Raw genomic sequence first — 16673 nt, 5'->3', positions numbered from 1 at the left:
GCCGTTCATCTTGTAAAAAACCGACATATGGACAATAATGATAACTATTAACAACAAATGAGGTTTTTATGAAGCTTTTTTCCATGATGGCCGCAGGCGCCGCACTACTTTTTAACGTAGCGGCAATGGCCGACGACGATGATCAGCAATACCAACATTTTAAACCAGAGCCAGCCGAGAATCTGGAGCAGGCTATTATGAACCTGAACGAGTATAACGCGAAGCTAGAGGAAATCGTGAATGGCGATTTAACCTCTCAGGACATGGCCAAAGTTCATGAACTGACGTACACACTGGAAGTGGCGCTAGCGCGTTTAAGTAAAGAGCTGAATGTTGCAGCAAACTCGCTGGAAGAAGTTCATCTGGGCTCTGAGCAAATGAATAAACAGCGCGTTAAAGGCTTTGGTAAGAGCTACTTAGACACGCTGAACCATATCTTGGGTGGGCATCGCAAACACCATGAAGGGGACCGCAAACACCAGATGGGCGACCACAAAAAACACCATTAAACCTAGAATGTTTTCAAAAACGCCTTAAAGTGTCGCAGCCAAAAGCTTTGTGGTTGCGACATGGCGTTTCTGCCAATTGAAATCTCGCAAATGGCTTCATCGCTTATTTCAGCTCTTGGCAGGGGTAATAATACGACTCCGGTATTGCTGGCGTAATCCGTTATTTTTTCACTGAGCTCATTGGCTTTTAAAGCAAAATGCAGATGAAACATGGCTACTTGCGGCATTTCTGGGTTAACCCGTACGCCATCTAGCGTGTTCAGCGCTTCTCCAAGTGCGCGGGCGTAATTTACGGCTTCCGGCATAATTGGCAGGTTTTCTTTTAGGCCGTAGCGGGCAGACAGCACCTGGGGGTATTGAGTAATAATATTGCCGCCAGCACGGCGAGCCCATATTTTCGCTTGCTCAATAAAGCTCTCTGAGCCTGCCAGAATGGCTCCTGAAATGCCGCCTAAATCTTTATAAAAGCTGACATAAACCGAGTCAAATAACTCACAGACCTCAGGTAGTGAACAGTCATAAGCTCTCGGCACCTGCCATAGGCGCGCCCCGTCCAGATGGATCGCAATATTGTGTTGTCTGGCCCACTCTGACTGCATGACTAAGTCGTCCCAATTGGGCAGTTGTCCGCCAATTTCGCGCATGGGCAATTCCAGTAGTACGCTCGCTAAATCATCCGTTTGCACCGACTTGAGGTCGTTAAGCGTTATGGGTTTATCGGCAAAACCCGTGGTAGTGCCGTTGAGCTTCCATAAAGCTTCAAAGCCCATTTTTTCGTGCAGCATTAAATGCGAGGTTGGGTGCAGAGCCACGCCGTTGCGCTGGCGCTCATCGGCATGCACGCGCAAGGCCAAAGGCTGCGCCAGAGTACCGGTTGGCAAAAACAACGCTGCGGGTTTGCCTAATAACTCTGCTACTTCATCTTCAAAGTCATTAATAAGCGAGCCGCTGCCATAAACGTCTCTTTTCTCATTCGGTTGCAGTTGTTCCGCAAGCAGCCTCAGTTCGTCTGCCATTGAGTTCTGCGGTTGCCGCAAAAGCGACGCGCTGGCCTGTTCAACGGCGTGTTGGTATGCCTGTTTGGTTTTTTCACTAATTGAGACTGACATGCTGCACCTATTTTGAATGGACTTTACCGCCAATAATTTTGTAAGCAGGGGTGCCGCGTATCATGGTTTCGCGCGCAAACTCCTGCCCACATCCCGGGCAGTGACATGGTGTGGTCGTGTGGTCTTCAACAATCCGCTCAATAAAGCATTTTACCAAAGCGCCTTTGCCACCTTTGCGATATTTAAATATGGGTGTTTTGCACTGCAGACAAGAAATCTGCACGGTGCGAACCGGCCCTTTCTTGTTCGGTTTCGCCATAAACTCTTCGGTTATAATTTAAGCATTTCCATTAGTGTAACAAGCACGCTATAGTTTTTCTTCCTGTATCAAAAGAAGAATAAAGGACACTGCTATGCGTTATTCCATTGTCGCCCTGGCTGTTTTGGGCTTATTAACGGCTTGTGGGCAACCGCAAGAGAACAATTCTGGCCAAAATTCTCAAACGGCTGCTGAGCAACCTAAACAGACTGAGCAAAGCTCGCAATCTGAAACCGAACGTCTGAATCAGTGGTTTGAGGAAAAATACGAAGAACAACTTCAGCAAAGCCCCATTCAAATGACTTTCCTGGGCCGTAAAGATCGCTACGGCGACATTGATGATATGACCATAGCCGCAGAGAAAAAGCAGTTAGATTGGCTGGAAGCAACCGTTGAAGAGCTGAAAGCGAACTTTGACTACAACAAGCTAAACCTTGAAGCTCAGACGTCTTACGACGTTTGGGTTTATCAATACGAACAAGCCAAGCGTAATGCTGAATTCCGCGGCATGGACTACGTATTTGACCAAATGCGTGGTGCGCACACCTTCCTGCCGCAGTTTTTAATTAACTTTCACCGGGTTGATGATGCCGAAGACATGGAAGCTTATATTTCCCGTCTGGAAGGCGGGGCAACGGCTATTGAGCAATTATTGCAGCGTGCTGAACAGCAAGTAGAGAATGGTGTTCGAGCGCCGCGTTTTGCGTACGAGCAAATTATTAAAGAAGCCAAAGGGCTGATCTCCGGCGCGCCGTTTGACGAAGAAAGCGACTCAAGTTTACTCGAAGATGCTAAGAACAAACTTAGCTCTCTTCAGGAAAGTGATGCGATCTCCGCTGAGCAGGCCGACAAATACGAAAAAGAAGTGCGTAAAGTGCTACTAGAACGTTTCCAGCCAAGTTACGAAGCGCTTATTAGCTTTTTGGAAAGTGACATTGAAAACACCGACGAAATCGCAACCGGCGTGCATCGTCTGGAAAACGGCGAAGCTTACTATAATGCCCGTTTAGCCAACTATACGACCACCGACTTAACGGCCGATGAAATTCATGAGATTGGCCTGAGTGAAGTCGAGCGTCTGACTAATGAAATGATAGCTATTAAAGAGAAAGTCGAATTTGACGGCGATTTGCAGGACTTTTTCGATTATATACGTACTGATGAGCGCTTCTTCTACCCGAACAACGACGAAGGCGCAGAGATGTATCTGGAAGATTCGCGTGAATATCTGGCTTACATTAATGAGAAGCTGCCGGAATATTTCGGTATTTTGCCGCAAGCCGATTTGGTAGTAAAACGCGTTGAACCCTTCCGCGAACAAGACGGCGCCGCCCAGCACTATTACCCCGGTTCGCCTGATGGTGATCGTCCGGGTATTTACTATGCGCATTTGTCCGATATGAGCTCGATGCCGAAAAATGAGATGGAAGCTATTGCTTATCATGAAGGTAATCCGGGTCACCACATGCAAATTTCCATTGCGCAGGAACTGGAGTCCGTACCGGAGTTTCGTACTCAGGCTGGCTTTACGGTTTATAGCGAAGGCTGGGGTTTATATTCAGAGCAGTTAGCCAAGGAAATGGGTGCCTATGAAGACCCTTACTCTGACTTTGGCCGCTTAACCACGGAAATTTGGCGTGCCGTGCGCTTAGTTGTGGATACCGGCATGCATGCTAAAGGCTGGACTGAAGAAGAAGCGGTTAAGTACTTCCAGGAGCACACCCCAATTGCTGAAGGGGCTGTGCGTTCAGAAGTTCGTCGTTATCTGGTTATGCCGGGTCAGGCAACCGCTTATAAAATTGGCATGATCCGAATTCTGGAACTGCGCGAAGAAGCCAAAGAAGCTCTGGGTGACAAGTTCGATATCCGTGGTTTCCATGACACCGTTCTTGGTGGTGGCGCACTGCCATTGCACATTCTGGAGCGTCGTGTTGAGCAATGGGTAGAAGAACAGAAAAAAGCCTAACTAAGGAGAATGAGCCCGAGAATGCTGAAGCCTGGCATATACGAGGTGTTGTTATGGCCCAGCAGGCGCAGGACTCTTTTTTCAGTGCGCTCAGTTATGCCGGAAAGTCTGTCGACTCTTTCGAAAAAGCCGTAGAGCTTGAGCCTGGTTCGCTGGAATATCGCACGGCGTTACTGCAGTTTTATATGATGGCACCTTCAATAGCCGGTGGTGATGACGAAAAAGCATTAGCGCAAATTGAGGCGATGAGAGAAATCGATGCGGTGGAAGGGGCATTTGCCCGAGTTAAGTACCTGCAACATCATGAAAAAGGCGAGCAGGCGCGGACGCTAGTGAATGAAATTTTAGCTGAGCATCCGAATAACGCCGACGTTCTGGTTTATCTTGGCTTTCAGGAACAAAAAGACGGGAACTATGAAAAAGCGTTCTCTTTTTTTGAACAAGCGGCTGAGGGTGAATCGCGAAAAGGTGAAGCTCCTGTAATGGCTTTATACCAATTCGGTAAAACCTCTGTTTTGGCGGAAGAACACCTGGATAAAGGTATTGAGGCACTGCAACAATATTTGGACGCTGAATTACCGGACAGCGCGCCAAAAGCCCACTGGGCAAACTTTCGGTTAGCTCAACTGCTTGCCCTGAAAGGCAATGACGAGCAGTCTCAGCAGGTTATTGCCAACCTGAAAAAGGTTGACGATAAAGAGCTTCAGAAACAGCTGTCCGGCTGGAACTAAGTGTCTAAGTAACCCCGGTTGCGACCATCAGACTTAGCGCGATACAGCGCTGAGTCTGCTTTAGATATCATGCAGGCAATTAAGTCCTCGGTGCTTTCATCGGCCCCGGGCTTAAGAATGTAGCCCCCAATGCTTATGGTTAGATAATCTTCAACTTCCGAGGGCTTATGTTTTATCTTCAACTTCCGTACAGCTTCTAACAGCTGGTTCATACTTTCTTTCGTTTTTTCTTCATCGGTAGCCGAAATAACCGCAACGAACTCCTCGCCACCATAACGTGCCAGAAAATCGGTATTCCGCTGTAACTGATCAAACATGGCGTCAGCAACAGACTTCAGAGCCTGGTCACCCTGCAAATGCCCATAGTGGTCGTTATATGGTTTGAACTGGTCAATATCAATAATAAGCAAAGCTAATGGTGTTTTATGACGCGATGCTCGTTGTATCTCGTTATGAATACGCTCATCAAAAGCGCGGCGGTTAGCTATGCCGGTTAAGCCGTCTTGCGCAACTTGTGCCTGCAAAAGTCGGTTGGCCTTTTCTAGTTGGCGTTGGGTATGAATGAGTTCAGCGTAGGTGCGTTGCCGCTCAAGGGTATTTGCTATCATGTCCGCGACCAGACCAAGGCGTCGTATGTCAACAGCCTCCCAGTGACGTTTATGCCGCACCATGTCACAACCGACAAACCCTAGCAGATTCTGATTAGCTACCAAACCAACACAGATGACGGATTGAATTTTTTCGCGGTCAAATTCGGCTTTTTCAGCGGCAGCTTCCGCGGGTAACTGTTCAACATCGTTAGCAATAAATTTGTGGTGTGCTTTAATTTCTTTAAAAAACCAGGGTAAGTCTTGTAAAGCTACAGACTGTAACTCGGTGATATGTGCTTTATTGCCGTCCCGGATCCATTCGTGAGTGTTGCTCATATTCTCGATATGGTCATCAAACTCAAATACGTAACAGCGATCCGCTTCGGTATAGTTACCTATGGCAGCAATAACTTCTTCTATGCATTCGTAAGTTTCGGCAGGCTCACTGTTAATAAGACGGGTCGACAGTTCAGAGATAAGCTGATCAAAAGATATTTGCTCAGATTTTAAATCCATAGCTCACCCCTGTGCTGTTTTAACTTTTAAGTAACCATTAACGAGTTTAGTTTATATTGTTATTTTTATGTTAAATCAATAAGGGTTTAAACAAAATAAAATTGCAATATATCCTCTACGACAGGAAGCACAGAAAAGACCAGTAGTAAGGCCATGGAAATATTAAAAATTCTTTGTGCGGTGTGGTTGGTCAGCAATTGACGCAGTCCGGCGCCTGCAATGAGCCAAATTCCTACACAAGGGAAGGCTACAGTTAAAAAGGCGGCTGTTATCTCTATTACCTCGGACCAAAGCGTTCCAGTTACGGTAGTAAACGCCGCAACTGCACCAGTCGCCATAACCCAAGCTTTACCGTTAACCCATTGAAACAACACAGCCTGCCAGAAAGTGAGGGGTTTGCGGTCGCCTTTTTCAATTGTTTTTGGTGTTTGTGAGCCAATAACCCAGGCCAGCCATAGCAAATAAAGTGTACCGGCAACTTTTATCAGCTGGTGTAGCAGTGGAAACTGTTCTAATACTGAACCGAAGCCCATACCAACCACCAGCACCATCGCCGGAAAACCAAAACAAATGCCCAGGAAGTGCGGCAGGCTGGCTTTAACTCCGTAGTTTACCCCCGACGACATGATCATAATGTTATTAGGACCCGGCGTTATGGTGGTTGAGAAAGCAAAGAAAAATACCGCGATAAAGATTTCCATTAGCAGGCCCTGTTGACTTCTTAGCGGATATGAAGCGACGTTAAAGTTAATTGCTAATAATAAAAATCTAACAATTTCAAGCTACATTAATAATATAAAGGTTACAAAGTGAACTAATGTTCTGTAGCCTGTGTCGAAAATATCACATTCTTTTTAAAAAACGAAAATGGGGCAATAACTTAATGGCGACACAAAATTGGCTACAGCAGAGTAAAGAATTCATTTTACGATTTGCAGTTTCCAGCCCTTTTCCTGCCAGTTGGTTTTACGATGTTCCCCAATCTACAGAAATTGATGATATAACCAGTCCTCCAGAGCATATCGAAATAGTCAGTCATTGCTGGAATTATTCGCATTTATTCGTGTACCAGTTGAAGTCGTTGGTTGAGAACGCACCGAAAGATTTGAAAGTGACTCTTACCGGTTTTTACTGTCCGGAAGACAAAGACACCGTTGCTTTAATTGAAGAATATGCCAGTAAGAAAATTGATAATATCGAGTGGAACTTCGTTGCGCTTAACAAGAACGATTTAATGCGACGCGCTATTGGCCGTAATAAAGCCGCGAAAGAAACCAAAGCCGACTGGATTTGGTTTACCGACTGCGATTTGATGTTTGGAGAGAATACTTTTCCCAGTCTGAAAAAAGCTCTAAGCAAAGAGTCTTGTATTTTGGTGTTCCCTGAAAAAGTGGCGCGTACGGCTTTGTTAAGCAAAGAACACGACGTTCTGTGTAACGGCAAAGAAATTTCGGCAGATGAATGCCTGGAAAAAGCGGGTTATAACCACCACACCTTCAGTAAAGCAACGGGCCCCGTACAAATTACTCACGGTGATACCGCCCGCCGTTATGGTTATTGTGAACAGACAAGTTGTTATCAGGAGCCGAAAGACCATTGGGCTAAAGCCTACGAAGACAGAGCGTTTCGCTGGTTACTGGGCACGCACGGAAAGCCGCTGGATATAGAAGACGTATCCATTATCCGCCATGTAGAAAAAGGCCGTTACAAAAAAGACTCGGCCTTTTCCGAAATGCGCAAGGCCAACCGTCAGGCCAAAGACAAGTTACTGACCAAATAAGCGCATCGATAAGTTGCTCTATAACTAGTAAGATAATTCCCTATTGATTAGGATGGATGTCTTACAGTAACCCTACAGGGAGAGCAGCGAGTGAGTGAATTGACCCCCGGCTTTATTGTCGCGCATGGACATCGGCTGGAAGACTTAACCGATGTGGCGGTTACATTCACCCAAAACTACCCGCTGGCGCCGCTGGAGCAGGAAACTGTGTTGGTGCAGAGTAACGGTATTGCCCAGTGGCTGAAAATTAACTTAGCCCAGGCCAGCGGCATTGCTGCCATGATAGATGTCACCCTGCCGGCACGGTTTCAGTGGAAAGCCTATCGCTCGGTGCTCGGCAACGACATTCCCAAAACCTCTCCTTTTGATAAAGACCGCTTAACCTGGCGATTAATGCGCTTGTTGCCCGGGCTAATTGAGCACAACCCACACTTTGCGCCGCTTAAGCACTACACCTCCGACGACAACGACGGCCGCAAGCTGTATCAGTTGAGTGGCCGACTGGCTGACTTGTTTGATCAGTACGCGGTGTATCGTGCCGACTGGCTGGATAACTGGGTGCGTGGTCAGGATGTGTTGGAGCAGGAACAGCCCGTTGAAGCCGAACAGTTGTGGCAGCCGGAATTGTGGCGCGCAGTCAGTAACGACATTGGCATAGATGACTACTGGAATAACCGGGCCGAGCTGCATCAACGCTTTATTGATACGGCAAAGGCGTTAACTGAACGTCCTGCAGGCTTGCCGCCACGGGTGGTGGTGTTTGGTATTTCCTCGCTGCCGCAGCAAATGCTGCAGGTGCTGGATGCCATAAAAGGCTACACCCAAATTCTGTTGTGTGTGCATAACCCGTCGCAATACCACTGGGCGGATATTGTCGATGGTAAAGAAGCCTTGCGGCAGGCGGTAAAGGCCTCTTCGCGGTTAAAACACAAACCCGAGCTGCCCGACGACCCGAACGACGACGAACTGCATCAGCTGGCGCATCCGTTGCTGGCGTCCTGGGGTAAGCAGGGGCGGGACTACATTCGCCTGCTGGATTTATACGACGAAACCCTGGCCAAACAGGAAGCGTTTAACACTATTAAGCTGGAGCTGTTTGAGCCGCATAACACCAACCATTTATTGGCTCAGCTGCAGGACGACATTTTAAACCTGCGGCCGGTACAGGAAACCCGCGAGCTTTGGCCAGCGCCTAATGCTGCGGATAAGTCATTACAGTTTCATGTCTGCCACAGCCCGCAACGGGAACTGGAAGTGCTGCACGACCAGCTACTGGATGCCTTTGCAAAAGACCCGGAACTAAAACCGCGCGACATTATGGTGATGCTGCCCGACGTCAACACCTACGCGCCATACATTGACGCGGTATTTGGCCGCTACCACAACCGCTTTGGCGAACGTGACTCGCGTGCCATTCCTTATACCATTGCCGACCAGGGTGAGCGCCATCAGCGGCCGTTAATGATAGCGCTGGAACTATTGCTGCAAGTTGATCAACTGCGTTTTACCCAGACTGACTTATTCAACTTACTGTCGGTACCGGCGGTGCAGCAACGCTTTGATATGAGTGACGATGACCTGCCGCAGTTGAAGCGTTGGGTAAAAGAAGCCGGGGCACGTTGGGGGCTAAATGCTGAGCAACGCGGCCAGTTCTATATGCCGGAAGCGGAAGAAACCAACAGCTGGTGGTTCGGCTTAAAGCGCATGATAGCGGGTTACGCCATGGGTGATTTGGCCGACGTTAGCTCAGGAAGTGACTCGCCATGGGCAGACGTCGAGCCCTATACCGAAGTGGCTGGGCTAAGTGCCGCACTGGTGGGCTGCCTGGCAGACGTGGTGCGCACGCTGGAAAAATGGTGGCAGCAGGCGCAAGGTGAACACACCTTGCCGGAGTGGGTCACTCAGGGCGAGTGGTTACTGGAAGAGTTTTTCGAGGCCGAAGAAGACAGTGATCGCTTACTGTTAGCCAAGCTGGGTGACGAGCTGTATCAACTGCGGGACATTTGCGTAGAAGCGGATAACGAATCACAACTGCGCCTGCCCATATTTAAAGACGCCTGGCTGGAGCGCGTCGATCAGCAGAACCTGAACCAACGCTTTTTGGCTGGGGCGGTGAACTTTGCCACCTTAATGCCCATGCGGGCCATTCCGTTTAAATACGTGTGTGTGCTGGGTATGAACGAAAGTGATTACCCACGTTCAACACCGCGTGTCGACTTTGATTTAATGACCGACCGTTACCGCCCCGGTGACCGTTCGCGTCGTGACGATGACCGCTATTTATTCCTGGAAGCCATGCTTTCAGCCCGTGACTGCTTTTACTTAAGCTGGGTGGGCTACAGTGCCAAAGACAATAGCGAGCGTACGCCGTCGGTTTTGGTAGCGCAATTGCGTGACCACCTGCAGCAAGGCTGGAACGCGGATATCAACAGCCTGACCGTTGAACACAAATTACAGCCGTTTAACCCGTATTATTTTAATCAGGAAGACCCGGACTACTTTACCTATGCCAGTGAATGGGCACAGGCGCACCAGGGCGCTGTGGCTTCTACTAGCAGCACGGGCTCGGCGACTGCCACGGACGACGAACTGGAACGCACTCTGAGCATTAACGACATTAAACGCTTTATTGAAGAGCCCGCGCGGCTGTACTTTAACTGGCGGCTGGATACCTATTTTAGCCGCAACAGCGAAGACCTGGACGACAGCGAAGCTTTTGTGATGGATAACCTGCAAAGCTGGTCGTTAACAACGCGCTTAGTGGATGCGGGAAAACGAGCGCTGCTGGGAGGGGCTAGCATTGAAGCCGCGCTACTAAAAGAGCTGAACCGCATAAAGCGCGAAGGGGCTTTAGGTATTGGCGCAATAGCCGAGCAAAACGGGTTTCAGTTGTTGGAGCAGTCGCAGGAGATACTGGAAACCTATCAGCAGAGCATTGCCGGTTACTCGGGTGTGAATGAGTTTCCGATCGAGGTTGGTTTTGAGCATGGCGGGCTGACTATTGATGACACGGTAACCGGGCTGCACAGCAATGAGAACGGCGAGCGGCTATGGGTTGTTACCTCTGCCAGCAACATTGCGGCTAAAAACGGTAAAGGCATAAACAGTGGCGGCTGGAAACACGCCAGCGCCTATTACCTTGGCCTGTTGTTGCTGAATTTGCAGCAACCCACCCGGCTTCTAATTGTGTCTAAAGGCGGGTGTCAGTTGCAAGTGGCACCAGTGCCGGCTGAACTTGCGGTGCAACAACTGGAACAAATACTGGAGCTGGTTGCCCTGTCGGTACAGCAGCCGCAGCCCATGCATCTGGATGTGGGCATGGCCTGGCTAAGTGCAATGGACAAGAAAGAGCAGGATGAAACGCTGGCGCATGAAGCGGCGAGGCAGAAATACGAAGAAGAAGGGTTTCAAGACCCGGCGCTGGTCACCAAAAGCGATTATTGCGGGCGCGTTGCCGAGAGTTACGAAGCCATTCAGGCATCAAAGCACTTCCGCCGTTTTATGGACGAACTCTATGACCCCATGCGCTTAACTCTCGTGCCGGAGGATAAATCATGAGTCATTTGCCTTCTCATACGTTAGAGAACCCGCTCGACTTTCCGTTGAACAGCAGCCGACTCATTGAGGCCAGTGCGGGTACCGGTAAAACCTACACCATTGCTGCGCTTTATGTGCGTTTGGTGATTGGCCATGGCTCGCATAATGGTGCGGAAGAAACCGGGTTTGAGCGCGAACTGGTGCCGAAAAACATTCTGGTCATGACCTTTACCAAAGCCGCCACTGAAGAGCTGAGCGATCGTATTCGCGCGCGGTTGGCGGAAGCCGCCGCCTACTTCCGTGACCCGGAAGCCGTAGAAGGCGACCCCTTCTTAGCCAGTCTGCGCGAAGACTGCGCGGCACAGGGGCAAAACCTGATGCATCTGGCGCGACTGTTAGATTTAGCCTCGCAGTCCATGGACGAAGCGGCGGTGAAAACCATCCACGGTTGGTGCCAGTCGATGCTGAAAGAACACGCTTTTGCCAGCGGCAGTTTGTTCAGTCAGGACGTTGAAACCGACAACGAAGAGCTGCGCCTGCAGGCCGCTGAAGATTACTTCCGACGTTTTATTTACCCGGCGGATGCCGAGCTTAGTGCCCGATTGCTGGAAGATTTTAAATCACCCGAAGCCTTGTTAGGGCTCACTTATAGCTTAAGCAAAAGCGGGCAGGCGCCAGTCGACGGTGACTTGCACAGCCTGCTGAAAGAAGCTGAAAGTGCGCATCAGCAACGAATGGCTGCTATAAAGCAGGAAGTTGCACCTATTGTCCAGGAACTGGTTGATAAAACCTCGCAAGCTAAGGGTGCAGCAACCAAACTTAAGCAGTTTCAGAAATTTGCGGACTGGTGCGGCGATCCTGACCTAGTTGAGCCCGAAGCTACTGCAGCTAACTGGAAAAACATAAGCACCGATGAGTTACAAAAGTTTGCCGATGCCAAACTTGGCGGTATGCCCCAAAGCTGGGCGGTGTTAGGTGAGCTGCAGGATCGCATTAAGCGCAGCAAGGTGCAGCAGCAGGAAGAGCTGGCCAAAGTAAAACAACACGCCGCTTTCTGGGTCAGCAGCCGCTTTGCCGAGTTGCAAAACCAGCGGGCCGAAATGGGTCACGATGACATGCTCACCCGTTTACGTGACGCGCTGAAAGGCCCCAGTGGTGAGGCCTTAGCAGCCGCTATTCGTAAGCAGTATCCGGTAGCCATGGTGGACGAGTTTCAGGACACCGACCCGGTTCAGTACGAGATTTTTAACCGCATTTATAATTTAGCGGAGCCGCATCCGGGCACCGGTATTTTCCTTATTGGTGACCCGAAACAGGCCATTTACAGCTTCCGCAACGCCGATATATACACCTATTTAAAAGCCCGGCGTGATACCGAAGGCCGGCATTATAATCTGGCGCGAAACTTCCGTTCATCGCAGGCGATGGTGGACAGCGTTAATTCCCTGTTTGAGCGCGACGAAGAGCTGCCGCTCGGTGCTTTTCTGTTTAAAACCGAAGCAGAAAATCAGCTGCCCTTTAATCCGGTGGGTGCAAATGGGCTGAAGCGCACTTTCAAACATTGCCTGTTATCCAGCAATTTAAAAACCGCACCGGCGCTTCTGTGGTCGGTGTCCGGTGAAGAAAAACGCAATAAAGACACGTTTTTCCGCGCTGCCGCGAACCATCACGCTAACTTGATTGCCTCCCTGCTTAATGATCCGCAGGCCGGGTATTACAATGAAGACGATAAACTCGAACAACGCGTAAAAACCAGTGACATTGCGGTGCTGGTGAACAACTTTAACGAAGCCAACGCCATTAAAAAGGCGCTGAGCGACCGCGGACTGAAAAGCGTTTACTTGTCAGACAGGGAGTCGGTATTTGCGCAGCGCGTTGCCAAAGACCTGCTGGCGCTGGTGAGTGCCTGCGCCGAACCGCGAGACCCGTCGCTGATACGCAGTGCTTTAGCCACGCAGTTGCTTGGCCTGCCGCTGAGTGAGCTGGAACATATTCACAGCCACGAACGCGAGTGGGAAGAGCGGGTAGAGCAGTTTTTAAGTTATCACGACCAGTGGCAGCGACAGGGTGTGCTGGCCATGTTGCACAGCCTGCTGCACGACCATCAGGTGCCGGCCAAGCTGCTGGAAGATCGTATTCACGGCGAACGCCAGCTTTCCGACGTGCTGCATATTGCCGAGCTGCTGCAACAGCAGAGTCTGGTACTGGATGGCATTCCGGCACTGGTGAACCATTTTGCCGAGCAAGTGAACGAACGACATGGCTTTGGCAGTAACAGCCGCACTCAGAGTGACGAGCAGCAACTGCGCTTAGAAAGCGACGACGAACTGATAAAAATTATCACCATTCACAAGTCAAAAGGCCTGCAGTACCCGTTGGTGTTCATGCCCTTTGTGGCGTACACCCAGGCAGAAGCCTACCGGATAAAACCGCCGGCGGTGTACCACGATGAAAACGGCGAGCTACAAGTATTGTGGTCAAAAGATGACGACAACAAACAGCGTTTGAGTAATGAGATCCTCGCCGAAGACTTACGCAAAATGTACGTGGCCGTTACCCGCGCGCAATACGCGACCTTTATTGCGCTGGAAGCGGTTAAAGAGCATCGCAACAACCCGCTGTTTTATCTGCTGAATGGCGGCGAGTCACTAACCGATGAGTTGTACAACGAAGTCAGCGAACGCTGGCAAAAGGCACCGCACACGCAATTAACGCGACTGGAAGACGATGAGCCTTTGGTCCGAGCGCTGGAACAGGAGCAAACAGCGCCGAAGCTGACACCGCGCAGCATGCCCTCAGACCGCAAGCTGGAGCGCTGGTGGGTGGCCAGTTACAGTGCGCTGAAGTACGAAGGTGCAGTGACAAAAAGTGTGCAGGCACCGCAGTCGCCCGACGAAATGAACCTGCTAGATGAACGCGACGATGATGACGCGGAAGTTGCCAGTGCCACCGAGCCGAGTCCGGACAGCATTCATCACTTACCCAAAGGCGCGGGGCCGGGTACGTTTTTGCATAACCTACTGGAAGAGTCAGCCAATATGGGTTTTGCGCAAATAGCCGGTGACGCTGCCGAGCGTACCGAGCTGGTAGAGGGTTTTTGTGTCAGCCCTTATTGGCAGGAACATCAAAACAGCCTGGAGCATTGGCTGGACGCCTATTTGCATAACCAATTCCCCATTAACGACAGTGGTGACCGCATCAGCTTAAGCGCTCTGGACCAATACAAAGCCGAGCCGGAATTCTGGTTCGGTGCCAGCGAGGTTAACGCTCAGAGGCTGGATGCTCTGGTTCGCGAACACACTTTGCCGGGGCATGAACGCCCGGCACTGGAACCTAATGTGCTGAACGGCATGCTCAAAGGCTTTATCGATTTGGTGTTTGAGCATAACGGTAAATACTACGTGGCGGATTATAAATCCAACTGGCTGGGCGAAGACGACCACGCCTACACCGAGCAAGCCATGCGCGAGAAAATTTTGCACAGCCGTTATGACCTGCAATACGTCATTTACACGCTGGCACTGCATCGTTTGTTAAAAGCGCGCTTGGGCAGCGACTACGACTATGACACCCATGTAGGCGGTGCCGTGTATCTGTTCTTGCGGGGCCACCGGGCGGAAACTGGTGGTGCGTTCTGCGACCGGCCGCCAAGGGAACTGATAGAGCAGTTGGACGCGCTATTTGCGGGTAGGGACTTTTCAGATAAGGAGTCGGTATGACAGAAGTAACCTCAAACACCTTATTTGAAGCCCTGCGTGACTGGCGCGATGCCGGTTGGATACGCTCTATAGACCTGGCCTTTGTCGAGTTTTTGCAGCAAGCCGGAGAAACGCGCAGTGAGGTATTACTGGCAGCCCTGTGTGCCTCGCACGAAGCCGGGCGCGGGCACACCAGTATTGATATAAAAGCGTTACAGAAAGAACCCGAGACCGTGCTGAATTTACCACCCGAGAACCGCTATTCACCGAACTGCCTTGCCCCTAGTGAGTTGTTCCGTCAGTTTGGTACCGGTTTGGAAGCGGCATTAACCCAAAGCCAGTGCGTCGATTCCGACGGTAAAGGCAACCAGCCACTGGTGTTAAGTGGCAGCAAACTGTATTTGCGCCGTTACTGGCAGTACGAAGCCTTTATAGAGCGTGACCTGCAGGCGCGCATGAGCGATCGCCCGGTTACTAATGACGACTTACTGAAAAGCACGTTGGCCAAGTTGTTTGCTCAAGCCGGTGGTGAAAAGACGGATGAGATTAACTGGCAGCGCGTGGCCTGCGCCAATACCGTGCGTAACCGCTTTAGCGTCATAACCGGCGGGCCTGGCACCGGTAAAACCTACACCGTGGTGCGCCTGTTAACCGCATTGCAGCATCAGACTTTATTTCTGGGTTTACCGCCGTTGCGCGTATCGCTGGCAGCGCCTACCGGTAAGGCCGCCGCGCGGCTGACCGAATCGATAGAAAGCGAGCTGAATAGGCTGCGGGGTGATGCAAAGCTCGCCAGCCTGAAAGGCGCCTTAGATTCAATAAAACCTGAAGGTAAAACCCTGCACCGGTTACTGGGTGTAAAACCGAACTCGCGCGCCTTTAAACACCACGCCGACAACCCACTGCGCACCGACGTGGTGATAGTCGACGAAGCCTCAATGATAGACATTGAAATGATGACCGCGCTGCTAAAAGCCACACCCAAAAATGCGCGCTTGGTGCTCATTGGCGATAAAGACCAGCTTGCCTCCGTAGAAGCCGGCGCCGTGCTAGGCAATTTGTGTGAAGGCGCGGACCAAGGCCGCTACCACACAGAAACCGCTCGGTGGCTGCAGCAAGTCGCCGATACACCCGAGTTCCCAGACGACTTATTAGACGACAACGGCGAGCAACGCCTACAACACGTGGTGAAATTCCGCAAAAGTTATCGCTTTAAAGGCCCTATCGCCGACTTGGCCAACGCCATTAATCGACAAGACAACGCCGCAACAAAACAGGAACTCGAAAAATCCAAAAACGCCGATGAAGACTACCCGGTTAGCCTGTATGAAGTCAGCAGCCTAGACGACCCAGCCTTCGAAGCTCTGGTTAAACGAAACCTTGCGGTTTCGGGTAGCCTGACGTTCCACGTCAGGAACAATACCGAAACCACCACCGATGCCAACAACATCAACGAAGTTGCCCAGGAAGCCCTACAAAGCCTAGGGAACTTCCAAATCCTCACCGCCCTGCGCGAAGGGCCCTGGGGCGTAAAAGCCGTTAACCAAAAAGTCGGCGACATACTCGGCGTAAACGCCAACACCTGGTACGAAGGCCGGCCCGTTATGGTCACCAAAAACGACTACGGACTGAAGCTGAACAACGGCGACATTGGCCTAACCTTTAAAGACCCCGAACACGGGCACCTGCGCGTCGCCTTTCCCGACCAGGTCAACAAGTCTGAAAATAAAGGCGTGCGCTGGGTACTGCCCAGCCGCCTCACCCACATAGAAACCGTGTACGCTATGACCGTACATAAGTCTCAGGGCTCCGAATTCAAACACACCGTGATGGTACTGCCTGATCACGACAGTCCTGTGCTAAGCAAAGAACTGCTGTATACCGGGATTACTCGGGCTAAGGAGCGGTTGAGTTTGGTGGGTAGGTTTGCATTAGGACTAAACAATAAAGCATGCTAATTTCTAGGTAAGATATTTCG

Annotated in this window: 11 protein-coding genes; 7 read left to right on the top strand and 4 right to left on the bottom strand. The window is 50.5% G+C overall.

The genetic code is table 11. The features are described from left to right. Positions 1-68: 68 nt before the first annotated feature. A complete protein-coding gene (locus U0358_RS13050) occupies positions 69-509 on the top strand; it encodes a DUF6746 family protein (RefSeq protein WP_322406559.1) in 441 nt (146 codons plus the stop codon). Between the two features lie 2 nt (positions 510-511). Here the strand turns inward: U0358_RS13050 and U0358_RS13045 are convergent, their stop codons facing one another. After that, entirely contained in the window at positions 512-1618 is a 1107-nt protein-coding gene (locus tag U0358_RS13045; protein ID WP_322406558.1) for a threonine aldolase family protein, read from the bottom strand. 7 nt (positions 1619-1625) lie between these two features. Then, positions 1626-1877, bottom strand: coding sequence for a hypothetical protein (locus tag U0358_RS13040; RefSeq protein WP_011235762.1), 252 nt, complete (start codon positions 1875-1877; stop codon positions 1626-1628). A 94-nt stretch (positions 1878-1971) separates the two neighbouring features. Between U0358_RS13040 and U0358_RS13035 the strand changes: the two genes are divergently transcribed. Together U0358_RS13035 and U0358_RS13030 are read left to right on the top strand one after the other, a co-directional pair. Beyond that, entirely contained in the window at positions 1972-3843 is a 1872-nt protein-coding gene (locus tag U0358_RS13035; RefSeq protein WP_322406556.1) for a DUF885 domain-containing protein, read from the top strand. Then, a complete protein-coding gene (locus U0358_RS13030) occupies positions 3816-4574 on the top strand; it encodes a tetratricopeptide repeat protein (RefSeq protein WP_322406555.1) in 759 nt (252 codons plus the stop codon). Before U0358_RS13035 ends, U0358_RS13030 begins: the two co-directional genes overlap by 28 nt. Here U0358_RS13030 and U0358_RS13025 read toward each other — a convergent pair. Together U0358_RS13025 and U0358_RS13020 are read right to left on the bottom strand one after the other, a co-directional pair. Then, complete coding sequence (locus U0358_RS13025) at positions 4571-5680, bottom strand: sensor domain-containing diguanylate cyclase (protein ID WP_322406554.1); 1110 nt, start codon at positions 5678-5680, stop codon at positions 4571-4573. The genes U0358_RS13030 and U0358_RS13025 overlap by 4 nt on opposite strands. Positions 5681-5766: 86 nt before the next feature. After that, positions 5767-6381: a LysE family translocator gene (locus U0358_RS13020; protein WP_322406553.1), complete on the bottom strand. Its 615-nt coding sequence runs from the start codon at positions 6379-6381 to the stop codon at positions 5767-5769. A 182-nt stretch (positions 6382-6563) separates the two neighbouring features. Between U0358_RS13020 and U0358_RS13015 the strand changes: the two genes are divergently transcribed. The 4 genes from U0358_RS13015 (at position 6564) to recD (ending at position 16653) form a co-directional block, all read left to right on the top strand. Then, entirely contained in the window at positions 6564-7460 is an 897-nt protein-coding gene (locus U0358_RS13015; protein WP_317497757.1) for a glycosyltransferase, read from the top strand. A 90-nt stretch (positions 7461-7550) separates the two neighbouring features. Further along, positions 7551-11018: an exodeoxyribonuclease V subunit gamma gene (gene recC, locus U0358_RS13010; protein ID WP_322406552.1), complete on the top strand. Its 3468-nt coding sequence runs from the start codon at positions 7551-7553 to the stop codon at positions 11016-11018. Continuing rightward, positions 11015-14716 (top strand): exodeoxyribonuclease V subunit beta, encoded by a 3702-nt coding sequence (gene recB / locus U0358_RS13005; RefSeq protein WP_322406551.1) that lies wholly within the window; start codon positions 11015-11017, stop codon positions 14714-14716. The genes recC and recB overlap by 4 nt, the downstream gene beginning before the upstream one ends. Continuing rightward, positions 14713-16653: an exodeoxyribonuclease V subunit alpha gene (gene recD / locus U0358_RS13000; protein ID WP_322406550.1), complete on the top strand. Its 1941-nt coding sequence runs from the start codon at positions 14713-14715 to the stop codon at positions 16651-16653. The genes recB and recD overlap by 4 nt, the downstream gene beginning before the upstream one ends. Positions 16654-16673 lie beyond the last annotated feature (20 nt).

Source organism: Idiomarina sp. PL1-037, assembly GCF_034422975.1.
Lineage (GTDB): Bacteria > Pseudomonadota > Gammaproteobacteria > Enterobacterales > Alteromonadaceae > Idiomarina.
This window is presented reverse-complemented; position numbering and strand designations above follow the sequence as displayed.